The 22690-nt window shown below is 60.2% G+C and carries 17 protein-coding genes; 4 read left to right on the top strand and 13 right to left on the bottom strand.

What is annotated here, in order from left to right; translation table 11 throughout:
* The first annotated feature begins 173 nt into the window (after positions 1-173).
* The gene (locus J2W17_RS12535) at positions 174-5315 is read left to right on the top strand and encodes a trifunctional serine/threonine-protein kinase/ATP-binding protein/sensor histidine kinase (protein ID WP_444965460.1); all 5142 of its coding nucleotides are present in this window, start codon (positions 174-176) and stop codon (positions 5313-5315) included.
* Here J2W17_RS12535 and J2W17_RS12530 read toward each other — a convergent pair.
* From J2W17_RS12530 to J2W17_RS12520, 3 genes are all read right to left on the bottom strand, one after another.
* The gene (locus J2W17_RS12530) at positions 5214-5699 is read right to left on the bottom strand and encodes a helix-turn-helix transcriptional regulator (protein ID WP_307334035.1); all 486 of its coding nucleotides are present in this window, start codon (positions 5697-5699) and stop codon (positions 5214-5216) included. The two genes, J2W17_RS12535 and J2W17_RS12530, sit on opposite strands and share 102 nt — an antisense overlap.
* Positions 5700-5880: 181 nt before the next feature.
* Positions 5881-7203, bottom strand: a complete 1323-nt coding sequence (locus J2W17_RS12525) for an OprD family porin (RefSeq protein ID WP_373459978.1) — start codon at positions 7201-7203, stop codon at positions 5881-5883.
* Between the two features lie 145 nt (positions 7204-7348).
* On the bottom strand, positions 7349-8002 hold the full coding sequence (locus J2W17_RS12520) for a hydrolase (RefSeq protein WP_307334033.1): 654 nt from the start codon (positions 8000-8002) through the stop codon (positions 7349-7351).
* Positions 8003-8252: 250 nt separating this feature from the next.
* Here J2W17_RS12520 and J2W17_RS12515 point away from each other — a divergent pair, with 250 nt between their 5' ends.
* Positions 8253-9077 carry an alpha/beta fold hydrolase gene (locus tag J2W17_RS12515; protein WP_307334031.1) on the top strand — a complete coding sequence of 275 codons (825 nt, stop codon included), beginning with the start codon at positions 8253-8255 and terminating at the stop codon, positions 9075-9077.
* A gap of 56 nt (positions 9078-9133) precedes the next feature.
* On the opposite strand, the gene hutC is transcribed toward J2W17_RS12515, so the two are convergent.
* From hutC to hutH, 8 genes are all read right to left on the bottom strand, one after another.
* Entirely contained in the window at positions 9134-9871 is a 738-nt protein-coding gene (gene hutC, locus J2W17_RS12510) for a histidine utilization repressor (protein ID WP_307334029.1), read from the bottom strand.
* Positions 9871-11007: a histidinol-phosphate transaminase gene (gene hisC / locus J2W17_RS12505; protein ID WP_307334027.1), complete on the bottom strand. Its 1137-nt coding sequence runs from the start codon at positions 11005-11007 to the stop codon at positions 9871-9873. The genes hutC and hisC overlap by 1 nt, the downstream gene beginning before the upstream one ends.
* On the bottom strand, positions 11004-11804 hold the full coding sequence (locus tag J2W17_RS12500) for an amino acid ABC transporter ATP-binding protein (RefSeq protein WP_307334094.1): 801 nt from the start codon (positions 11802-11804) through the stop codon (positions 11004-11006). The genes hisC and J2W17_RS12500 overlap by 4 nt, the downstream gene beginning before the upstream one ends.
* Positions 11805-11944: 140 nt before the next feature.
* Positions 11945-12616, bottom strand: a complete 672-nt coding sequence (locus tag J2W17_RS12495; RefSeq protein WP_307334025.1) for an amino acid ABC transporter permease — start codon at positions 12614-12616, stop codon at positions 11945-11947.
* Positions 12613-13272: an amino acid ABC transporter permease gene (locus tag J2W17_RS12490; protein ID WP_307334023.1), complete on the bottom strand. Its 660-nt coding sequence runs from the start codon at positions 13270-13272 to the stop codon at positions 12613-12615. Before J2W17_RS12490 ends, J2W17_RS12495 begins: the two co-directional genes overlap by 4 nt.
* Positions 13273-13348: 76 nt before the next feature.
* Positions 13349-14185 carry a transporter substrate-binding domain-containing protein gene (locus J2W17_RS12485; RefSeq protein ID WP_307334021.1) on the bottom strand — a complete coding sequence of 279 codons (837 nt, stop codon included), beginning with the start codon at positions 14183-14185 and terminating at the stop codon, positions 13349-13351.
* A 102-nt stretch (positions 14186-14287) separates the two neighbouring features.
* Entirely contained in the window at positions 14288-15664 is a 1377-nt protein-coding gene (locus tag J2W17_RS12480) for an FAD-binding oxidoreductase (RefSeq protein WP_307334019.1), read from the bottom strand.
* A 41-nt stretch (positions 15665-15705) separates the two neighbouring features.
* Entirely contained in the window at positions 15706-17235 is a 1530-nt protein-coding gene (gene hutH / locus J2W17_RS12475) for a histidine ammonia-lyase (protein ID WP_307334017.1), read from the bottom strand.
* Positions 17236-17647: 412 nt separating this feature from the next.
* On the opposite strand from hutH, the gene J2W17_RS12470 reads away from it, so the two are divergent.
* Positions 17648-18610: an isopenicillin N synthase family dioxygenase gene (locus tag J2W17_RS12470; RefSeq protein WP_307334016.1), complete on the top strand. Its 963-nt coding sequence runs from the start codon at positions 17648-17650 to the stop codon at positions 18608-18610.
* A 117-nt stretch (positions 18611-18727) separates the two neighbouring features.
* Here J2W17_RS12470 and J2W17_RS12465 read toward each other — a convergent pair whose 3' ends face one another.
* Entirely contained in the window at positions 18728-18997 is a 270-nt protein-coding gene (locus J2W17_RS12465) for a DUF2934 domain-containing protein (RefSeq protein WP_307334014.1), read from the bottom strand.
* Positions 18998-19235: 238 nt separating this feature from the next.
* Here J2W17_RS12465 and J2W17_RS12460 point away from each other — a divergent pair, with 238 nt between their 5' ends.
* On the top strand, positions 19236-21296 hold the full coding sequence (locus J2W17_RS12460) for a TonB-dependent receptor (RefSeq protein ID WP_307334012.1): 2061 nt from the start codon (positions 19236-19238) through the stop codon (positions 21294-21296).
* A gap of 80 nt (positions 21297-21376) precedes the next feature.
* Here J2W17_RS12460 and J2W17_RS12455 read toward each other — a convergent pair whose 3' ends face one another.
* Positions 21377-22630 (bottom strand): OprD family porin, encoded by a 1254-nt coding sequence (locus J2W17_RS12455; RefSeq protein ID WP_307334010.1) that lies wholly within the window; start codon positions 22628-22630, stop codon positions 21377-21379.
* Positions 22631-22690 lie beyond the last annotated feature (60 nt).

Below are 22690 nucleotides of genomic sequence, written 5' to 3'. Positions count from 1 at the left end.
CCGTGGGATAACGCGTGGTGATTTGCGTGGGCGAAAAACCGCCTGCAGCGGGGCTCCCCGACGGACATTATGGTGCCGATGACGGACAGGATTGTTCGGCCGCAGCCGTCGTGCCAGAGCCTTGCGTATACTCCCGGGCCAGGCCCGAAACGAATCTTCAGCGGTGATTGTTCATGCCCCACAGCCCTTTCTCAGCATCCGGTTCCCACAGTCTCGATGTCGTACACGATGAAGCCTGGCTGGAACAATGCACCTTTACACTGCTGCGCCGGGAAAACGACCTGACCTGGTTCGCGCTCCAGGATCGGTCGTCGGGCACACGCTGGCTCGCTGCCCGGGCACCGATACAGCAGCCCGCCACCTGCCAGCGGCTGGAGCGCGATGTTCACCTGCGCCTGGATCCGGCTCGGGCCATTGGCCCTGTCGCGCTGATCCGCTCGGCAGAGGGCCCGGTGTTGGTCTACCCCGCGGTGGGGACGCCGCTGAGTGAGCTGCTCGGTGATACCCGTCAGCCCCTCGGGCGCTTTCTGGCCATCGCGACGTCGGCGGCAACCGCCCTGGCCGACGTGCAGAAGACCGTCGTGCGCCATGCCAGCCTGCAACCTCATCACCTGATAGTGGAAGCCGTCGACTCGGTCAGGCTCCTGGGCTTTCACAGCCACGCGGGCCAGACGCCCACCGTTGAACTGCCTGGCCTGGAACAATGGCCTTATCTGGCCCCGGAGCAGGTGCGGCGCGATGCCGCCTGTTTTGATGCGCGCAGCGATGTCTACGCCCTGAGCGCGATTCTTTATCATGCGCTGACCGGCCGACTGCCGCTCACCGCCCGCGACCCGTCCCAATGGCTGCACGTGCATGCCGCGGTTCAGCCGCCATCTCCGGCGATGCATGTCGCCGATCTGCCGGAAGGCCTCTGCCGGGTGCTGCTCAAAGGCCTGGCGAAAGAGCCGGGTGCCCGCTACCAGAGTGCCGGATCTATGGCCGCGGATCTGGCCTGGTGCCAACAGCAGTGGCTCGAACACCAGCGCATCGACGCGTTCCGCCTGGGCGCTTTCGATGCATTGCCTTCGGTGGCCTGCGGTCATGGGCTGTTCGGTCGAGAGGCAGAACGCACCCAACTGACCGAACTGATGCATCAAGTGCGCAGCGATGGCATCGCCCGGGTGCTGCTGGTCGGCGGTGCGCCTGGGGCGGGCAAGTCGACGTTGATCCATCAGGGTGTCCGTCCTCTCGCGCCGGGCTACTGGGCCAGCGGCAAGAGCAATTTGCTGCAGCAGGACATTCCATTTGCGCCCTTGGCGGAAATTTTCAGGTCGCTGATGACCCAGCTACTTGGCAAGCCGGCTCTGGAGCTGCAGACGCTGGGCGAGCAGCTGGTCGAACGGCTCAAGGGGCGGGGCAGGCTCCTGGTGGAGCTGGCGCCCGAAGCCGAGCTGGTCATCGGCGTTACGCCTGAGCTGCCGAACATGCCGGCCCGGCATGCACTCGATCGCGCCAACCGGACCCTGCTCGATGCCCTGGAGGCGTTCGCCCAGCCCGGACACCCGCTCGTGTTGTTTGTGGACGACGTGCAGTGGGCGGACGATTCAACGCTGTCGTTCCTGCAGGCGTTCGTTGCCCGGCGGCCGCGGCATCTGGTGCTGATCCTGGCGTATCGCGAGGGCGAGTCGCAGGCTCTGGAATGCGAAGGTGGACTGCTGCAGGTGCTGGGCCGAGGGCAATCGCTGCCTTGTGCAAGCGTGATGCTGGGCCCATTGGCGGTGCCTGCGGTCGCCGAACTGATCGCCGCTGAGCTGGACACGGATCTCGACGGAATCGAGGCGCTGGCCCAGGTTGTGCATTATAAAACGGCCGGCAACCCGTTGTTTGTCAGCCAGGTGTTGCGGGCGTTGATCGATGAGCGCCTGGTGCGCTTCGATGTGCAGGGTCGCCGCTGGGTCTGGAACCAGCAGGAAGTGGACGGTTATCGCTACGCCGACAACGTCGCGGACTTGATGGTGCAGCGACTCGAACGGCTACCGCCGATGGCGCGGGAAGTGATGCGCACTGCCGGATATGTCGGCGGGCGCTGTGACGAAGCGCTGCTGCGCCGGCTGTTGCCGGGCGATGCGCAACAGATCAGTGGTCAAGTGCAAGGTTTGATCGAGGCGGGTTTTCTGCTGCTCGAGCGTGAACAACTGGTGTTTCCCCATGACCGTGTGCTCGAAGCGGCCTGTCTGCTGTCTTCAGACGCAGACCGCGCCGCTGAGCATGCCCGTATCGCCGCCGCGATGCTTGATCAATGGGGCGAGCAGGTACATGAGCGTGTGTTCGAAGTCGCCAGCCAGATCCAGCGCATTGATGCCGCTGCACTGCAGGCGCATCGGCGCGCCGGATTTATCGAACTGCTGGTCGAAGCTGCCGAACGTGCCAGGGACACCGCCGCTGTCGAGCAGGCCGTGGGCTATCTGCGTACGGCCGAGCGTCTGCTGGGGCGGACGGGGTGGACGGACCTCTACAGCCAGGCGTTCGTTACCCAATGGCTGGCGGCCGAGTGCGACATGCTCCTGGGCGACCTGGCCGATGCCCGCCGCCGCCTCGACGACTGCCTGAGCCACGCCGTCACGGCGCTCGACCGCGCGAAAACCTTTCGCTTACGAGCCACCTTGCGCACCCTGCACTCCGATTACGAGGGGGCGATAACCGAGGCGCTCAATGGTCTGGCCCTGCTGGACATTCCCCTGCAGCGCAGACCTTCCCAGGAACAATTGACGCAGGCCTTCGACCGGGTCCGTGAGCTCGTCGGCGGCCGTCGCATCGCCGAGCTGGTTGATTTGCCCAAGACCGATGATCGACGTATCGAAGCCGCGATGGAGTTGCTCAGCACACTGATTTCCTCGTTCTTCGTCAATGACGACATCCGCTTCCTGCATCTGGCAAAGATGGTCGAACTCACACTGACGCATGGCACTACGCTGAGCAGCGGTTACGGGTTCGCCTGGTTTGGTGTGATGATTGCCGAGCGCAATGGTGAATATGTGGATGGCCAGGCCTTTGCCGAAGTGGCGCTTGAGTTGACCGAAACGCACGGTTATGAAGCAGGCCGGACCGGGACACTGGTGGCGCTCGATCAGGTCAGCCCGTGGACCCGGCCGATGGCCTACGCCCGACAGAAGGCTTTCGCCGCATTCGAATGCGGCCAGGCCGGTGGCGACCTGGGCATGGCCTGTTATGCCTGCAACCACATCGGCTCGGACCTGCTGTTCATGGGTGAAGCCTTGCAGGGCGTATTGAACGAGCTGGAGCAGGGCCTGGCTTGGGTGCGTCAGTTTCACTACATCGATATCGAGCGCATCCTGCTGGCGCAACAGGCCTATGCAACCGATCTGCGCGATGGGCGCCCGCACCGGCCGCTGCCCGAACCGAACGGCCTGGAACATGACCGTTTCGGCCCGATCGATCGCACTCGCGTGTCACAGCCGACGTTGTTCTGGTCGTGGCTCTATTCAGGCATGTCAGCCTTTCATTTCGGCGATATCCCTTACGCCTTGTGGCGCTTCGAAGAGGCGGCTGCGCTGGCCTGGTCCATTCCGGCGCATATCAATCTCGCCGATTACTACCTGTTTCACAGCCTGGCGCTGGGCAGTGCGCAGGTGCCGGACGCGGTGGGGGAAAAGCTGCAGAAGATCGAGCGGCATCGCTTGCGGTTCGTGGCATGGGTCGAACTCAACCCGACGACTTTCCGCAGCAAATTGCTGCTGATCGAGGGGTTGCTGGCCCGCTTGCGCGGTCAGGAGCTGGTTGCCATTCGCTGCTTTGATCAGTCGCAGATCGCCGCGGCGGCGGCCGGTTTCATCCATGATCAGGCGCTGGCCCATGAACAACTGGCTGATATCTGCCTGACCAACGGGCTGGTGTCCGGCGCCAATCACCACCTGCGCGTGGCGCGCGACTGCTACAGGCTCTGGGGAGCTGACGGCAAGGCGCGCCAACTGGAGGCCTTGCACCCCTTTCTGAGTGCGGAGCCGTCGTTCGAGACCGTCCGGCCGGTGACCCAGGTCCGGCTCGATCTTGAAGTGGGGATCGAAGCGGCGCGTGCGCTGTCGCAGGAGGTGTTGCTCGAACGATTGGTTGAAACCCTGATGAATCACCTGATGATTCAGGCCGGTGCCGACCATGGCGTGCTGATGATCGTCAGCGGCACCGAACTGCAATTGGCGGCCACGGCCTCTGTCGAGGCCGGCAGCGTACGGGTCGCTCTCGATGCCGGGCAGCCCCTCGAACAGGTGGCGCCAGCCTCGGTGCTCAACGCCACCATGCGCACGCGCACGATTCTGGTGCTCGACGATGCCCGGGCGGACTGTCCCGAGGCCTACAGCGCCGATCTGCACCCGCGGCGGACGCGTTCCATGTTGTGCCTGCCGTTGCTCAAGCAAGGCACATTGATCGGCCTGGTTTATCTGGAAAACAGCCTGGTGCCCGAGCTGTTCAGCGCCGAGCGCCTGACCATGCTGGAAATTCTCGCTTCCCAGGCGGCGGTATCGCTGCAAACTGCCAGGCTGTACGCGCGGCTGGTCGAGGACAACCAGCTGCGCGCGCAGATGGAAGCGGATTTGCGCAGTTCCCGGGCGGAGCTGGCGCGCAGCTCGCACCTCAAAGTCATGGGCGAACTTTCCGCGTCGATTGCCCATGAAATCAGCCAGCCGCTGCTGGGTATCTTGTCCAATGCCTCGGCAAGCCTGCGTTGGCTCAAGCGGGATCATCCCGATCTGGAGGAAGCGATTCAGGGGCTGGAAGATATTCGTTCAGACAGCGCCCGTGCCACCGATATTATCCAGGCGCTACGCACGCTTGCCAAACAGGCGCCGTTGCAACGATTGCCGGTGCAGATCGACGACTTGATCCGTGAAGTCATGCGCCTGACCGCCTCCGATCTGGCCAATCGCAACGTACAGTTGCAAACCCGTCTGGAAGCGCAATGCCCGGTATGGGTCGATGCGGTGCAGATCCAGCAGGTGGTGTACAACCTGATCATCAATGCCCTGGAGGCCATCACCGGAGCCGGACTTGCGGATGGGCGCATCATCATCGGTTCCACGGTCAAGGACAATCATGTCCAGGTCTGTTTGCAGGACAACGGACCCGGCATCGGCGCGCAACAGCGCGAACGGATTTTCGATGCGTTCTACACCACCAAGGGCAGCGGCATGGGCATGGGGTTGGCCATCTGCAGGTCAGTGATCGGCGCGCATGGCGGGACGCTCGTTGTCCAGGACTGTGAGCAGGGTGCGCGGATCTGTTTCAACCTGCCGCTGGAACCGGTCGGCGCCGGCTGAAAAAAGCCCGCAGGCCCGGCGCCAGGCCTTGGGCGTCATGCCTTCGAGGCGGCTGAAGGTGCGGGTGAAATGCGAGTGGTCGGCGAAACCGCATGCATAGACGACGTCGGTAATCGGCATCGAGGTGATCAGCAGGCTTTTGGCTCTTTCGATTTTCATCCTGACCAGCCAGCCTTGGGGCGATTGGCCGGTAATTTTTTTGAAGGCCCGGGAGAAATGACTGCGCGACAGGTGGCATTGTTCGGCAATCTCGCTGATGCGAACGCAGCTGCCCATGTCACGCAGCATCAGTTCCTTGGCGCGGCGCTCCTGCCAGCCGGACAAGGCTCCCAGCGGTCGTGCGAGGGGGTATGGCGTGTCTGAATTCACCGGTTGCAGATTCATGGCGGCTCTCCTGATCGTTCAGGAAAGTCTGTGCGGTGGCCCCCTTTAAAGTCCTTAAGCAAAGCTTAAAAAACATTAACCAGCCGCGCTGTATGGAGGACACCGGGGCTTGCCTGAAACGATGAGCGATTGCCGTGCTGCAAGCGCCTTGCTGCCACATCCGCATGGCCCGGCGATTGAATCAGAGTGGCCCCAGTTGAAGGGGGTATTCGATGACCACATAAATTCGGTCGATGTCATCGCCGGCCTGAGCGCTATTCGCGCGATGGGTGACATAAGACAGTTGCAGGGACAAATTCCTGGCCGGACCGGACTGCACGATGTAGTGCAGGTCCAGGTCGCGCTCCCAATGCCGGCCACCATCCCCTTGTTGGGGCTGGTAATCGTCGGTGACCGGGTCGAAGGGGTTATACGCTCCGCCCTGGGGTGCCTGGGTGCCGTCAATGCCTCGGCCGGTGACGTAGCGGGCCATGAATTTCAGCCCCGGCAGACCGAACGTACCCAGGTCAAGGTCGTAGCGTGCCTGCCAGGAGCGTTCATGGGGGCCGTTGAAGTCGGCGTACTTGATCGAATTGGCCAGGTAGATGGAATCGCCACCGACGAAGTCGAAGGGGGTGTCGCCGTTGATTTTCTGATAGGCGAGGGTGAACGCCTGCGCTGCGGTGGTGTATTTGCCCGACAGGCTGTAGGCCGTGTTATCGATGGCCCCTGCCGCGGCCTCGCCATAGTCCTGGGTGCGGTAAAGGTTGCTGTCGAGGAACAGTCCGGACTGTCTAAGGTGCAGGTTGGCGTAGTACTGACGCCAGGTGTCGCTCAGTTCGCCAGCATAAAGGGCACCGCCCAGCGGGTGCCCTTCGAACAGGTTGGCCCCGATAAAATCGATGCCGCCTCGTTGAGTGTTCGCCCCGTAGCCGGAGAAGTCGCCCTTGCCGGTGGACGCGTCCTGATTCTTGAACGCGGTGAAGTGACCGGCCAGCAGATGCACGTCGTCGATTTCGCGGTTGTCGATCAGCAGGCCGGTGGCGTACTCCGGTTGCAGGCGTTTGTCCGCCGTGTCGAACACCGGGGTTTCAACGGTCATTTCACCGAACGCGAGCGTCGTTCGCGAAACCGACAGCTTCAGGGCGCCACCCCCACTGGAGTAACTGTGTTCACTGTGACCGTCTTGATCCAGAGGTAATAACCCCGTCCCGGAATGTCCCTTGCCACCGTCGAGCTTCAAGCCCAGAAATCCATGGGCATCGATGCCCACCCCGATCGTGCCCGGGGTGAACCCGGATTCGAACGAGGTGATGAAACCCTGAGCCCATTCCTCTTTGTAGTTCTTGCCTGCCGGGGACGGCGATCGATAGTCGCTGTTGAGATAGAAATTTCGACTGAGCACCTCAAGCGTCGACCCTTGTACGAACCCTTGCCTGGATGGTGCAGGCTCGGCCGCCATCGCCGTTGTGGCCGTACCCATGAACAATACGCATACCAGGAAGGGTGTACGGGGTTCGGTCATCTTGCCCGCGCCCCGAAGCGCCTTGGAGTGTTTTTTTTTCGAGGTGAAGGAGGGCCGTGTGGGCCCGCTTGAGGAGGCGCTCATGGCTTGTTTCCAGGTTGCGAATAAAAAAGCGGCTGCGCCTGTGCGCAGCCGCTGTCATTGCTCAATGGCCTTCAGAGGCATGGAACATTGATTTGGCGTAGATGAGCCCCAGGCCATAGGCGCCGCCATTGGCGATCGAGGTCTTGACGGTTTCTTCGTAGGTGTCGGTGCGGGCCCAGTCACGTTGCAGTTCCAGCAGATACTGCAGCGACGTCATCGGGCGAGCGCCGATCTGGATCATGCGTTGCACGGCCATTTCATGGGCTTCGATGGACACATCGCCACAGGCATCGGCAATGAAGTACACCTCGAAACCCTGGTCGATAGCCGACAGGGCCGGACCGACGATGCACACGGAAGTCCACAGACCGGCGAGGACGATTTTGTGTTTGCCAATGGCATTGACTTCAACGGCGATTCGCTCGTCTTCCCACGTATTCATGCTGGTGCGGTCGATCACGTTGTGATCTGGAAACACCGACTTGATCTCGTCAAAGATCGGGCCGGAGAAACTTTTCTCGGCGACGGTGGTAAGGATGGTCGACACCTCGAACCCCCTGGCTGCCTTGGCCACTAGTGCGGCGTTGTTGCGCAGGGTGACGGCATCGATCGATTTGGTCGCGAAGGACATCTGCGATTGATGGTCGATCATGATCAGGGTGTGGTCGGTCGGGGTGAGCAGGGTTTTGCCAGGAGCTGCTTTTGCGATAGGCATGATGTGTTCCGCTTGGTTGGTCGAATTGACGAGATGATTACGCATTACGCAAAGTCGTCATTGAACGGGTGTGCTGAGTTTTTGTACTCGTCAACTCAGCACATCGCTGCAAGCCTGGCGACCACGGAGCCACGCATGATGTGCACAGTCCCCCGATGACGGCCTTGCGCCGAAGCTCGCTGCACCGCCGCGTCCAGGGTGACGCGCCGCCGATTGATTGACTTCAACCCTACGTAAAGGAGCACGTGCCATGAGTACATTCACCACCCGCGACGGTACCGGGATTTATTACAAGGACTGGGGCACCGGACAGCCCGTCGTCTTCAGCCACGGTTGGCCACTGAATGCCGACAGCTGGGAATCGCAGATGATCTTCCTGGCCTCCCAGGGCTATCGAGTCATCGCCCACGATCGTCGCGGTCATGGCCGCTCCAGCCAGCCGTGGTTCGGCAATGACATGGACACCTACGCCGATGACCTGGCGCAACTGATCGAACATCTGGATTTACAGAATGCCGTACTGTTCGGTTTTTCCACCGGTGGCGGCGAGGTGGCGCGCTACATCGGTCGTCACGGCACCGGGCGCGTGGCCAAGGCCGGGCTGATTTCCTCGGTGCCGCCGCTGATGCTCAAAACCGAAGCCAACCCCGGCGGTCTGCCCATCGAAGTGTTCGACGGTATTCGAGAGGCTTCGCTGGCGAATCGCTCACAGTTGTACAAGGACCTCGCCAGCGGCCCGTTCTTCGGCTTCAACAAGCCCGGTGCCAAACCGTCCCAGGGTCTGATCGACTGGTTCTGGATGCAGGGCATGACCTCCGGCCACAAGAACGCCTACGACTGCATCAAGGCGTTCTCGGAAACCGACTTCACCGAAGACCTGAAGAAGTTCGACGTGCCGACGCTGGTGGTGCATGGCGACGCCGATCAGGTGGTGCCGATCGAAGCGGCGGGCATCGCGTCGGCAGGCTTGGTGAAGGGTGCGCAGCTCAAGGTATACCCCGGTGCGCCCCATGGCTTGACCGATACCCACAAGGATCAGCTCAACGCCGATTTGCTGGCATTCCTCAAGGGGTGATCCGGAGTGCGGCGCGGACGCCGATCCGCGCCGCATTCAGCTCCCGCGCAGAGCCTTCAACTGTTTCTGTGCGCTCCATTCACCGGCATGCGACTGCCCAGGCGATAGCGTGAGGAGGGATGGATCAGGCGTACATAGGTGACGATCTTGTCCTGGCTCCATGTCCGTCGCATGAGGACCAGGCAGGGCTCGTTGGCATCAATCTGCATGTGCTTGCTTTCATCGCCGCTGGGATGGCTGGCTTCGACGATATGCTCCATTTCATCGGGCTTGATGACTTGCAACAGGTACCTCGCCGGTTGCAGATCCTCACCAAAGTCCTGTTGAAGAAACTCCGGCACTAACTCGGGATTGACGTACCGATCCTCAAGCTGCACCGGTATGCCTTCCTCGCAGTGCACACAGATCAGATGGAAAACCGAGGAGCCGGTGGCCAGCGCGAGTGCAGCCGCCACCGGCATCGAGGCGGCCTCGCGCGCCAAGTGCAGGACGCGACAGGTGTAGCGGTGGCCCCGGGCGATGATTTCGTCCGCGATGTTGGTGATTCGCAGCAGATTCGATTGCGGTTTGCTTTCAGCCACGAAGGTACCGACGCCCGAAATTCGCACCAGATGACCCTCTTCGGTCAGTTCACGCAAGGCCCGGTTGACGGTCATGCGCGACATCCCCAACTCCTGCACCAAACGGTTCTCCGAAGGGATCAGGTCACCGGGTTTCCAAACGCCCGTGCGAAGCTTGCCTTGCACAAAGTCCTTTGCGCGCCGATAGAGGGCTTGCGGCGTATTTTTGGTCATCAGTAGGTCCGCGTCTCTTGTACGGCAAGCACGGTTGCAAGCGCTACAAGGAAAAGGTCGTTATCCTCACAGCTTCCTATGGATACCCGCAAGTGCCGAGCGTATCCGGCTTCGCGCCAGGGCTTGATGATGACCCCTTCACGCAGCAGCGCCTGATTGATCACTTCGCCAGGCCAGGCGGTGGTGAAGTACAGGAAGTTGGCCATGGAGGGCGCGGTGGATACGCCCATTTCCTGTAAAGCAACCACCAGGCGTCGACGCTCGCGGGCCACGTGCTCAAGGGTCGCTTGCAGATGCCCGTCATCGGCCAGGGCAGCCAGCGCAGCGGCTTGCGCTACGCTGTTGACGTTGAAGGGCGTGCGCAGACGATCGATCAGATCGGCCAGCAGCGGATCGCTGACGATGCCATAGCCAACCCGCAAACCTGCCAGGGCATAGGCCTTGGAAAAGGTGCGCAGCAAAATGAACGGTTTGCCGCTGGCCTGAATCAAACCCAGGCAATCCGGGTAGTCAGCCTCGAATCGGGCGTACTCGAAATAAGCTTCGTCGAACACCAGCAGACACTGTGGCGAGAGTGCGGCGAGCAGTCGTTGCAATTCCTCGGCGTTCAAGGTGCAGCCGACCGGATTGGAAGGGCAGGAGAACATCAGCAGACGGGTGCGCGGGGTGAGCGCATCGATCATCGCCGGCACGTCGAAGGCTCCTTCGGCCGTCATCGGGATGCCCAGAACACGGGCACCGGCCGCGATGGGATAGATGAAGTGCAGACCGAAGGAGGGCACCACGGTGACGACTTCATCGTCATGGTCGAGAAATACCCGGCTGATGATGCTCAGCAAGTCTTCGGAGCCATTGCCGAACACCAACTGGTTAGCGGGTATCCCGAGCTTTTCAGACAGCGCGGCGCGTAGCTCCAGGCAATTGGCGTCCGGATACAAGGCAATGCTCGAGCAGGCCTGGGTCATGGCCGCAGTGACGGCCGGCGCCGGGCCAAGAGGATTTTCATTGCTGCCCAGTTTGGCCACGCGAGTCAGCCCAAAGCGTTTGCGCACCGCCTCAGTGCTCAAGCCCGCATTGTAGCTGGCGAGGTCGCGTACTTCGGCGCGGGCTAACAGATTCAGATCATGGGAACTCATACGGAGCTGACCTCTTGGGTGTCTTGCCAGAAGGCATTGCGGTCCAGGTAGTTCTGCAAGAATTGCTGCAGGCGGGGCTGTTCGGCGTTGTGAAAGATTTCGCGCGGGGTGCCGTGAGCGACTATCTGGCCCTGGTCGAGGAATACCACTGAATCGGCAACCTGGGCGGCGAAGCCCATCTCATGGGTGACCACCACCATGGTCATGCCTTCCTTGGCCAGGGCTTTCATGACCTGCAATACCTCGCCGACCAGTTCCGGGTCGAGGGCAGAAGTGGGCTCATCGAACAGCATGATGTGCGGCTCCATCGCCAGGGCTCGGGCAATCGCCACGCGCTGTTGCTGACCACCGGAGAGTTGCGCCGGATACGCTGCGGCTTTGTGAGCCAACCCGACTTTATCGAGCATCGCCATGGCCCGTTGCCGAGCGTCATCGGCAGACAACTTGCGCACCCTCAACAGGGCTTCACTCACATTGCCAAGGGCAGTCATGTGCGGCCACAGATTGAACTGCTGGAACACCATGCCGACATTGCGCCGCACTTGATTTATTTGCGACTGTGCCGCGCGCTTGCGACCTTTGCCGTTTTCCGGCAGCCAGCCAAGCAATTGGCCCTCGATATAAATTTCGCCCTCGTCGTATTCTTCGAGAAACGCCATGCTGCGCAACAGCGTGCTTTTACCTGAGCCTGAAGGTCCGATCAGACACACCACTTCAGAATGCCGGACTTGCAAGTCGATACCCTTGAGTACGCGAAGAGAGCCGAAGCTCTTGCCGACGTTGCGCAGCTTGAGCATCGGCTCTGTGTTCGTAGGGAGTGCCTTGGAAGTCTTCATCGCTTCACCTGATTGTTTCAATGCGGATGAGTGTGGCGGGGCTGTCGATGCTGAACGGGTGGGGGGCGTGAACAGGTCCATGACAGCAGGATGGGAGTCGTTCATCGCGGTTGCTTCTGCATGAAACGACCGACTCGCACTTCCAGAAGCATGCCCAGTCTTGAACACGCTTCCACCAGCAACAGGTAGCCGATGCACAGGACCAGCAAGGTTTCGACGAAGGCGAAGGTTTCCGAGCCGATGCCGGTGAGCACCATGGTCAGTTCGGGGATGGTGATGATCGACAATACGGCGGTTTCCTTGCAAAGGATGGTGACCAGATTGACCAGCGCCGGCAGGATGATCACCAGCATCTGTGGAATCTGAATGCGCATGATGCATTGCAGGCGGCTGATGCCCAGGCAGTCGGCGGCTTCCAGTTGTCCACGGGCTACGGATTCAAAACCGGTGCGAAAAATTTCCGCGAAATAAACGCTGCCATAAATGCCCAAGCCGAGAATGCCGGCCGGAATGGGGTCCAGGCTCAACCCGAAAGAGGGACCGCCGTAGTACACCAGGAACAGCTGGACCAGGAACGGCGTACTTCGAATCATTTCGATGAATACCCGCAACGGTGCGCGAACCAGGCGATTGCCGAACAGTTGGGCAACGGCAATCAGCAGGCCCAGCAGCAGGCCCAGCGCCACACCCGCAGACCAGGTGCCGAGGGTGACCATGAAGCCTTCACCGATGTCGCCGAGGTGATCGGTGATGATCGAGGGGTCGAAGATCATGCGGTGCGCTCCTTCAGATGACGTTCCAGCTGGCCACCCAGAAACGCCAGCGGAATGTTGATCAGGCAATAGAAGCCCGCCAGCATCAGGTAGTCCTGGACGAACATGTAGTCGCTGGCCGCAATGTTCTGTGCGGTTCGGGTCAGATCGGCCAGGCCCACCACCGACACCAGTGACGACGCCTTGATCAGCAGGATCATTTCATTGACCAGTGCCGGCAGGGTCAGGCGCACGGCTTGAGGGACACGAATGCGCACCAGCATCTGTCCCCGACTCAGGCCCAGCAGGCCTGCAGCTTCCAGCTGACCGCCGGGGATGGCGAGAAAACCACCGCGCATGATTTCAGCGATGTACGCACCCGCCGCGAGGGACAGACCGATCACTGCTGCCACCATGGGCGAAACGTTGGGCAGGCCGATACGCGGCAGGAAGTAATAAATGAACAGTAATTGCACCAGCAGTGGAATGCCGCGGAACACAAAGATGTAAGCGCCGCCCAGACGTCTGAGGAACGGCAGGGGCGAGAGGCGCAAGCTGCCGACGATAACGCCTATGACAAAGCCAAAGGCCAATGCTGCGACGGAAATCTCCAGGGTCACCAGCAGGCTGTCCAGCAGCAGTGGCAGATTTTTCAGCAGTAAAGGCCAATCGAACATTCTTCGTGCCTCCGGTATGGATCGATCACCGGCTCGGCTGAGCCGGCGATCCGTTCATCGAACCTGTGGGCCGGGTTTACCAGGTAGGCTCGAAGTCAGCCTTGGGCACGTCCATTTCGGTCCCCAGCCATTTCTTTTGCAGGGCAGCGAGACGGCCGTCGTCGTGCATTTTCAGCATGGCTTGATCGAGGGCGGCGATCAGGCTGTTGGCATCATCGTCTTTGCGTCCCAGGTACGCGAAGTAGGATTTCTTGCCGAATGGGGGCATCACCACTTTGTACTTGTCCGGGTGCTGGGCGGCGACGTAGGAAATGTTCGGCAGGGAGTTGGCGACGGCAACGATGCGCTTGGTTCCAAGCTCCGCATAGGCCTGGTTGTTGTCGATGTATTCACGGACATCAACTTTTTTCGGCAGGGTGGAAGCGAAGGTTTTCAGTTCTTCGAGCTGCGCCGAGCCTTTGCCTGCGCCCACCGCTTTGCCGCTGATGTCTTCGGGCTTGGTGATGGAGCTGTCCTTGGCGCTGACCAGCAACGCTACGGTGGCCTCGGCTACCGGGAGCAGGAAATGGTAACGCTCCTTACGTGCCTTGGTCACGATGAGGGGCCCCCCGACGATGTCGAACTTCTTGGCTTCCAACCCCGGCAACACGCTCGGCCATGGCAGGTCCATGAACCTGACCTTGACGCCCAGCTCCTTGCCCAACTGCTCGAACAGCTCAGCGTTCAGGCCTTGCTGTTTGCCGCCCTCGGTGAAATCGAAAGGCGCAAATTGCAGCTCGGTGCCCACCACCAGTTCGCCGGACTTTTTCACGTCGGCGAGCTGATCGGCCTGAGCCGCCATACAAGCCCCGGCCAAGGTCAAGGCGATGCACAGGCCGTTGAGTTTTTTACTGAACAGAGAATCGAGTTGCATGGTGTAACTCCTTCATCAGGTGCAGCGAGGCTTAGGTGAGTGTTGGTTCCAGGGTGACAGCAGTAAACGTGCCATGGCGGTATATACCGCTTGAACAGGTACTCAGCCGAGGATTTTCCCCGGATTGAGAATGCCCTTGGGGTCGAAGCAATCCTTCAGTTGCTGCATGGCCCTGCGAGCCTCGGTGCTGACTGAGTGATGGAGAAACTCGCGCTTGAGCAGGCCGATGCCATGTTCGGCCGAGACCGAGCCGCCCAATTCGCCGACCGCGCCATAAACCAGTTCCTCTACCTCCAGAAGCGGGGCGGGCTGGGGCAAGGAGGCGCAGTCGACGGTCAAGTGCAGGTTGCTGTCACCGATGTGACCGAAATACACACTGCGGTTGCCCGGCCAGCGTTGCTCCAGGCGCTGGCGACAGCGTTCGGCGAAGTCGCCGATCAGGCCGATGGGCAGGCTGATATCGAAGTTCAACGGAGTCATGCGCACAGGAAATTCGCCGCTCGCTTCACGGATCTTCCAGAGTGCCCGGGCCTGGGTCCGGGAGCTGGCCAACACCGCGTCAACCACTTCACCGGCGGCAAAAGCGTCTTCCAGCGTCTGTTCAAGCGGCTCCCGAGGGCCGGCGGACTCGAGCAATACATACAGCGGATGATCCAGCGACATCGGCGCGGTCGGGTTTTCCAGCCAGGAAACGCCCAGGCGGAAGAAGTCTTGCCACATCAATTCATAGGCTTGCGGAGTTCCCACGCTACGCTGCACCCGGCGCAGCAGGCTGACAGCACTGGGGTAGTCGGGCAGGGCGCACAGCAGGGTGGTGGTTTCACCAGGTGCCGGCGCCAGTTTCAATACTGCACGGGTGATCACCCCAAGGGTGCCTTCGCTGCCGATAAAACACTGTTTCAGGTCATAACCACAGTTGTTCTTGATCATTTTGTTGAGCAGATCGAGCACCCTTCCATCGGCCAGGACCACCTCCAGTCCGAGCACCAGGTCACGGGTCATGCCGTAGCGGATCACCGCGTTGCCGCCCGCATTGGTGGCGATATTGCCGCCAATCTGGCACGAACCGCGGGCGCCGAGATCCAGCGGGAACATGAAACCCGCCGCGAGAACCGCCTGCTGGATTTCCTCCAGGGTGGTGCCGGCCCGGACACTGATGGTCGCCGCCGCCGGGTCGATCTCTTCGATGCCGCGCAGGCGCTCGAGGGACAGGGCAATGTCCGTCTCACGCGGCACTGCGCCACCGGCCAGCCCGGTCATCCCGCCTTGGGGGACCACCGATTGCTGTGCGTCGTTGCAGATGCGCAAAGCACTCGCGACCTGCTCCGTGGTGCGCGGCAGCAACAGCGCGGCAGGGCAGGCGGGTGCATGGCCGGTCCAGTCGCTGTAGTGCCGTCGGCTGATATCGGCACCGGTGAGTACCGCGGCATCACCCAGCGCCTGGCGCAACTGTTCGAGGGTCTGTTGCAGATCGTTCATCGGTTCACCTCACGGTGAAGAAGTGGAAGTCGTCGCGCGGATCAGGCGTACAAGCGTTCGGCAGGTAGCCAGCGAGTGAACGCCGCGTTTTCGACCCAGGCCCGTGCCGCAGCGATGTCCGGTGCGAAGTATCGGTCTTCATCGTAATGCGCGACTTCGCGGCGAATCATCGTCAGCACCTCCTTGAGTTTATTCGAGGTCTGCAGCGGTGCATGCAAATCCACGCCTTGAGCGGCACCGAGTAGTTCGATGGCGACCACTGCGCTGCTGTTACCGGCCATGTCCAACAAGCGACGCGCCGCGAACGTCGCCATCGAGACATGATCTTCCTGGTTGGCCGACGTCGGCAGGCTGTCCACCGAGGCTGGATGCGCGAGGGTCTTGTTCTCCGAGGCGAGGGCGGCAGCGGTGACCTGGGCGATCATGAAGCCGGAATTCAAACCGCCTTCACGCACCAGGAAGGCTGGCAGACCCGACAGCGCCGGATCGACCAGTTGGGCGATCCGGCGCTCTGACAACGCGCCGATTTCTGAAATGGCCAGGGCCAGGACGTCGGCCGCCATGGCCACCGGTTCAGCGTGGAAGTTGCCCCCGGAGAGCACGTCCCCATCGGCACAAAACACCAGCGGGTTATCCGAAACGGCGTTGGCCTCTCGCAGGAAGACCCCCGCGGCGAAACGCATGTGATCCAGGCAGGCGCCCATCACCTGAGGTTGGCAGCGCAGCGAATACGGATCCTGTACCCGGTCGCAGTTGCGGTGGGATTCGCGAATTTCGCTCGTGGCCAGCAGTTCCCGATAAAACAACGCCACATCGATTTGCCCGGGCTGTCCGCGTACCGCCTGGATGCGTGGGTCGAAAGGCACGTCCGAACCTTTCAGTGCTTCTACGCTCAGGCTGCCGGCGACGACGGCAGCGCTGAACAATTTTTCGCAGGCGAACAGACCACGCAAGGCCAGCGCCGTCGATACCTGAGTGCCATTGATCAATGCCAGGCCTTCCTTCGGCCCCAGCACCATCGGTTCGAGGCCGGCAATCGCCAGGCCTTCGATGGCATCCATTTCTCGACCTTCGTGGCGCACCCGGCCGACGCCGATCAGCACTGCGGACATATGGGCCAACGGCGCCAGATCGCCTGAAGCGCCGACGGAGCCCTGCGACGGTATGCAGGGATAAACCCTGGCGGCATAGAGCTTGCTCAGGGCCTGGATAACTTCCCAGCGAATCCCGGAAAACCCACGGGCAAGGGAGCCGACTTTGAGCACCATGATCAGGCCGACACTGGCGTCATCGAGCAAGGGGCCGGTGCCAGTGCAGTGCGAGAGCAGCAGATTGCGTTGCAGCCTGGCCAGGGATTCGGTGGCGATGGAGGTCCGGGCCAGCAGCCCGAAACCGGTATTGATGCCGTACACCGTGCGCTGGTTGGCGACAATCTGGTCTACCGTACGAGTACTCGCATCGACAGCGTCGCGTGCAGCCGGGTCCAGTTCGAAAGGGCTTTGCGACTGGTAGACGGCGCGCAATTGATCGAGGGTGAATTGACCGGGTTTGAGCTGCAGCGATGCGTGCATTGAGAGCGTCCTGAGGTCGGCGGGGCGTGGAACAGAGGGCTAATTGATCCTGTATATACAGCTAGGCAAAATGCAGGCCAGAAATTCGTCGCCTGTCGCTGAGCAGCATCCCAGACAGGGATTATTCGCAAGTAAAGGCGAATGAAAGACACGCCTTCGTCCAGCCTGTAACCAAAGGTTGCACCAATTGGAATCTCTTTGCGCCCTGATGGGGCATAGGGAAACCAATAGGTAACAGGTTGCTTGAGACTGCTTGAGTGAAAAAAAGCGGAGCATTCGCTTTAGCGCAAAGCTTTCCAGTGATTGCCAGAATGAGCGGCACAGTAAATGCTTTACGCTGTATATACCGGTTCTCAATTCGTTGACGAGACCGCCACCCGCCAGTGTTTGCACAATTCATTCAGGAGTGAGCATGACCTCTAGCACCAATTTGCCTCTGATCGATATGTCAGGTGTTCGCGAAGGGGATCAGGCGAGTGTTCGCCGTGCGGGTGACGCTATTCGAAAAGCCTGCAGCGAAACCGGCTTCTTCTACATCATCAATCACGGCGTGCCGCAAGCGGTAATCGATAAGGCCATGTCGGCAGCCGCTGAATTCTTTGCCTACCCGACCGAGATCAAACGCCAGGTGGCAGTCAACAAGCGGCACCGGGGCTGGCATGCGCTCGGTGGTGCGACCATGTATGAAGCCACCAAGCCCGATCACAAGGAGTTCTTCAGCATTGGCCTGGAGTTGACGGAGGACGATCCCTGCGTCATCGCCGGAGAGGCCCTGCGCGGACCAAACCAGTGGCCGCCCTTCATGCCGTCGTTGCGGGATGCATTAACCGAGTACTACGCGGAAATTGGCAAGGCCGGCGCGGATCTGCTCAGAGCGGTAGCGGTGGGATTGGGCATTGAGGAAAGTTTTTTCACGGATAAATACACCAAGCCCCTGCAGCGCACGCAGATGGTCTATTATCCGCCACAACCGCCGCAGGCTGAGGCCGACCAGTTCGGCGTGGCGCCTCATACGGATTACGGCTGCATTACTTTGCTTTATCAAGACAACAGCGGTGGCCTGCAGGTGCGCGAGCTTGGCTCCAATCGCTGGATCGAGGCGACGCCCATTCCGGGCAGCCTGGTAGTGAACGTCGGAGACCTGTTGGCGCATTGGTCCAATGATCGTTTTCGCTCGACCTTGCACCGGGTGATCAATTCGTCGGGTCATGAACGCTATTCGATTGCCACATTCTACGACCCGACCTACAGCGCCATCGTCGATCCCTGCGATCTGGGTATCGACCCGGCGCAGAGCTTGTATTCGCCGGTGGCTGCGGGCGATTACATTCTCAAACGTATCGATGACTCAATGGCCTACCGCAAAAAAATGTAGACGCTAGCCGGCTATAAGGCAGTGGCCGACCCGGTAGCACTGCTGCGTGACCGCCAACGCGACCGAAGATCGATCGCGTTGCGGGCACGCAAGGCGCAGCTCAAGGCCGCGCCCACGCTACGCGCCGGAGTAGCGGGCGGCTTCGCCTTTTGCCGGCCACTCATCCTCGTCAGCTTTTTCGCCACCTTCAGCCTGCTGCTTGAGCTCATCCGAGCCGCTTTCCCATCCGCCAGAGGCCGGTTCAAAGCTGCCGGCAGCAGACGGCTGTCCTTCTTTCTCAAGCTGTTCTTGCGCCAGCCGCCAATAATATTCTGCAGCGCCATCAGAACGAGCGTCCCTTTCCCACAATTCATAAGCTCTTTGCCGGATTTTCGATTCGTCAATCATGGTCATTCCTCCTGTGATCGAGCGTTTCCATTTCTCGGAGTGCGTGGCAATGCTCCATAGCTTAGGGGCTGCGCCAGGTCGTAAAGGTTCAACCGGATTTCAGTTTGTGTTTATACGAATGAGATCAATTATCAATATTATTTATTTATATTTTTTTTTGAATTAGACTCCTGCCCGCTGGGGGAAAAACAGCGTTCTGGACATAAAAAAATCAATAGTTGTCGCAGGGGAGCGGGGCGTGAACTACAAAAAAACGACAATGGCATTGGCTGTGGGGTCGGCGATTTGTCTGTCCAACAGTGTCTGGGCAGATGACCGATCAAACACAATGGAGATTGCTCCGATCACGGTGACGGGTGAAAAAATCGACCGCACCCTGGAGCAAACCCAGTCGAGTGTCGTCGTGGTGACCGACAAGCGACTGCGCGAGAAGGAGGACCACAACCTCGTCGACGTGTTCGCCCGAACGCCGGGTGTCTACAACCAGTCCGGTAATGAAAACTGGGGTATCCGCGGCGTGCCGGTTTCCGGTTTCGACGACCAGGGCCCGGCCGCTCTCAACGGCGCGGTTTCGGTGTTCGTCGACGGTGCCGCACAGCCGAACCGTGCACTGACCCTTAGCCCCATGCCACTGTGGGACGTCGAGCAAGTCGAGGTGTTCCTCGGCCCGCAATCCACGACCCAGGGCCGTAATTCCCTGGCCGGTGCGGTGGTCATCCAGACCAGAAATCCAACTTTTGAACCGAGCTTTTCCGCGCAAACCAACGTAGGCAACTACAATGAGCGCGGCGGGGCGGTTGCCGGTGGGGGCGCGATCGTCGATGGCAAGATCGCCGGCCGTATCGCCGTGGATTACCAGGAAGGTGACGGCTATATCGACAACGTTTTCACCGACGATGACGCTAACCCCACCCGCACCGGCAATGCCCGTGGCAAGCTGCTGATTCTGCCCAATGACGATCTTGATGTGCTGCTGACCTACGCCCATGGTGAAAGTCGCAAGGGCGACAACTCGGTCATGCGTCAGAACGACAAGATCCGTTATTACAAGATGACGTCCAATACCGAGGCCTACGACAAACTCAAGCAGGACACTGTCAGCGCCAAGGTCGACTATCGCCTGGATGATCATTGGTCCCTGACCAGCCTCACTGCCAATACCGATTCGGACTACGACGCTCGCCTGGATTTCGACCAGTCCGCCGACGCCAATCAGACCGTTCTGCGCACGCAGGATGGCGACCTGTTCAGTCAGGAGTTGCGCCTGAACTACAGCGGCGACACGGTGAAGAGTTTCGCCGGCCTCTACTACGGTCACAACACCAACAACTTTCACGACCGGTTGTTCGTCGGTCAAAGTCTGTTCGGTACGGTCAAGGGCGATACCACGATCGAAAACAAGGCCGTGTTCGGTGAAATCAACTGGACCTTCGCCCCACGCTGGACCTTGATCACCGGCCTGCGCTACGACCACGAGACCAACGATACCGACGTCGGGCAAGATGACTTCTCCGAGCCCGGTAAAGACAAACAGACCTCTGATGCCGTGTTGCCGAAACTCGGCATCGACTACGAGCTGGCCGAGAATCAGTACCTGGGCTTCATGGTGCAGAGAGGTTATCGCGGCGGCGGCGTCAACGTCCGTGCCGGTAGCGGTCACGAAGCCTACGATCCGGAATACACTACCAACTACGAGCTGTCTTACCGGGGGTCGTTCATGGACAAGACCCTGCGTACCCGCGCCAACCTGTACTACACCGACTGGAAAGACCAGCAGGCCAGTGTGCTGAACCCGCAAACCGAGGTCCTTGATGTGTTCAACGCCGGCAGCAGTGACATCAAGGGCCTGGAAGTCTCTGTTGAAAAAGACTTCGGCGAACAGTTGACCCTGAACGCCGGTGCCTCAGTCACCGATGGCAAATACAAGGACTTCGTCACGAGCGACGGCCGCGACATGAGCGGCGAGGACTTCCTCTATTCGCCCAAATACAAGATGTCGCTGGGCGGTACCTATCGCTGGAATGATCGTCTGACCCTCAATACCGACGTCGTCTATCAGAGTTCCGCGCCGTCGGAGTACGAGTTCGATGATGCGGGTCAGGTTACGGGCGAGCGCCGCAGCGACAACTACTGGCTTGCCAACTTCAACGCCGAATACAAGATCACCAAAAACGTAGCTGTATCCGGCTACGTGAAAAACGCCTTCGACAAGGAATACGTCACCAACGACCGCAGCGGCGACATCGTCGATGTCGGCGCACCGCGCACGGTGGGTCTGGTGCTGCGCTACGACATGTGAAGCTGTGACGAAATGGAGGCGGGGGAAGGATTTCCCGCATCCGGTTTCACGGCTGTCATGTCCGGAGCGTCAGGGACGGTCTACCAAAGAGCAACGTCGTAGGTGAGGTAAATCCGGTTGCTGTCCCGGCCCCGGGAGAACTCCGAGCGATAGACATAATTGCGCAGGCGTACACCCAAGCCTTTAAGCGTGCCTTCTTGCACTGCATAAGCCAGTTCAATATCACGTTCCCATTCCTTGACGAGGGTATCGGATTTGCCGTCATTACCACTCAGGTAGCGTGCGGAGAAGGTCAAGCCTGGCATGCCTGCGGCTGCGAAGTTGTAGCCATAATTGAGCATCCAGGTCTTCTCGTCTTCTTCGATGAATTTGCCGATGCCAGCATTGCTGAATGAATAGACGGTGGCACCACTGATGTAAGGCAAGCCGGCATCGCCGCTTAGCGTCTGATAGCCACCTCCCACCGTATGGCCGGCGATGACATACGACAGTTGACCACTGAGCATGTCGTTGTCGATTTTGCCACTGTAGGCAGATCCGGTATCGGCACTATGGAAGTAACGCAAGTCACTGGTGAGTACTCCACCGGCCAGGGGCAGATCGTGTTGAATCCCTGCGAAGTTCTGGCGATAGAAATTGTCCAGCTCGCCATGGAAATAGCTCAAGCGCGTGTTTTTGCCGAGTTTGTAGTCGCCGCCGGCGTAGGTGAAATTCCCGCCTTTGTCGCCGGTGTAACCATCGGGGACGATAGACACGCTATCGGTAGAGTCGCGCAGCTTGAAACGGTCAAGATGGCCCGCCGTCAGGGTCAGGTTATCGATATCGGTGCTGATGACTTGCCCCCCCTGATAGGTCTGCGGTAGCAAGCGCGCATCGTTGTAGATCAACACAGGTGTCTTGGGCAATAACGTGCCGTACTTGAGCGTGGTCTTGGCCAGTTTGACCTTGGCCGCGGCTCCGGCACTGGCAAATTCGTCCGCCGCCTGGCCGTCGTCATGCATCGGAAGCAGCCCGGTGCCGCTGCGGCCACGCCCGGAATCGAGCCTGACCCCCAGCAAGCCCAAGGCGTCGACCCCGAAACCCACGAAGCCGGGAGTGAAGCCAGACTGGAAATCCAGCAGAAAGCCCTGCGCCCACTCGGTGCGCTCACTTTTGGCAGTGCTGGCCGAACGGGCACTCAATCCATGTTCATCACGAAAGTTTTCGTTGAAGTAGACATTGCGCAGCTGCAATTTCAGATGGCTGTCGTCGATGAAATCGCTCGCATGGACACCTGCAATAGGCAACATCCCCAGAAGAGGTAGAAGCGCCCGGCGAGTCAGAAAATGGGTCATGTCGAACTACTCTTGTTTTTGTTTTTTCAGGATGCAGATATCCGCGCGCCGGCGATTCGG

This window comes from Pseudomonas lini (assembly GCF_030812475.1).
In the GTDB taxonomy this organism is placed as follows: domain Bacteria; phylum Pseudomonadota; class Gammaproteobacteria; order Pseudomonadales; family Pseudomonadaceae; genus Aquipseudomonas; species Aquipseudomonas lini_A.
The sequence above is the reverse complement of the archived record's forward strand: the minus strand, read 5'-3'. Positions and strand labels throughout refer to the sequence as shown.

What these genes read in the sequence shown, in the direction of transcription:
- J2W17_RS12535 (WP_444965460.1), top strand. Translation starts at nt 174, where the DNA reads ATGCCCCACAGCCCTTTCTCAGCATCCGGTTCCCACAGTCTCGATGTC.
- J2W17_RS12530 (WP_307334035.1), bottom strand. Translation starts at nt 5,699, where the DNA reads ATGAATCTGCAACCGGTGAATTCAGACACGCCATACCCCCTCGCACGA.
- J2W17_RS12525 (WP_373459978.1), bottom strand. Translation starts at nt 7,203, where the DNA reads ATGACCGAACCCCGTACACCCTTCCTGGTATGCGTATTGTTCATGGGT.
- J2W17_RS12520 (WP_307334033.1), bottom strand. Translation starts at nt 8,002, where the DNA reads ATGCCTATCGCAAAAGCAGCTCCTGGCAAAACCCTGCTCACCCCGACC.
- J2W17_RS12515 (WP_307334031.1), top strand. Translation starts at nt 8,253, where the DNA reads ATGAGTACATTCACCACCCGCGACGGTACCGGGATTTATTACAAGGAC.
- hutC (WP_307334029.1), bottom strand. Translation starts at nt 9,871, where the DNA reads ATGACCAAAAATACGCCGCAAGCCCTCTATCGGCGCGCAAAGGACTTT.
- hisC (WP_307334027.1), bottom strand. Translation starts at nt 11,007, where the DNA reads ATGAGTTCCCATGATCTGAATCTGTTAGCCCGCGCCGAAGTACGCGAC.
- J2W17_RS12500 (WP_307334094.1), bottom strand. Translation starts at nt 11,804, where the DNA reads ATGCTCAAGCTGCGCAACGTCGGCAAGAGCTTCGGCTCTCTTCGCGTA.
- J2W17_RS12495 (WP_307334025.1), bottom strand. Translation starts at nt 12,616, where the DNA reads ATGATCTTCGACCCCTCGATCATCACCGATCACCTCGGCGACATCGGT.
- J2W17_RS12490 (WP_307334023.1), bottom strand. Translation starts at nt 13,272, where the DNA reads ATGTTCGATTGGCCTTTACTGCTGAAAAATCTGCCACTGCTGCTGGAC.
- J2W17_RS12485 (WP_307334021.1), bottom strand. Translation starts at nt 14,185, where the DNA reads ATGCAACTCGATTCTCTGTTCAGTAAAAAACTCAACGGCCTGTGCATC.
- J2W17_RS12480 (WP_307334019.1), bottom strand. Translation starts at nt 15,664, where the DNA reads ATGAACGATCTGCAACAGACCCTCGAACAGTTGCGCCAGGCGCTGGGT.
- hutH (WP_307334017.1), bottom strand. Translation starts at nt 17,235, where the DNA reads ATGCACGCATCGCTGCAGCTCAAACCCGGTCAATTCACCCTCGATCAA.
- J2W17_RS12470 (WP_307334016.1), top strand. Translation starts at nt 17,648, where the DNA reads ATGACCTCTAGCACCAATTTGCCTCTGATCGATATGTCAGGTGTTCGC.
- J2W17_RS12465 (WP_307334014.1), bottom strand. Translation starts at nt 18,997, where the DNA reads ATGATTGACGAATCGAAAATCCGGCAAAGAGCTTATGAATTGTGGGAA.
- J2W17_RS12455 (WP_307334010.1), bottom strand. Translation starts at nt 22,630, where the DNA reads ATGACCCATTTTCTGACTCGCCGGGCGCTTCTACCTCTTCTGGGGATG.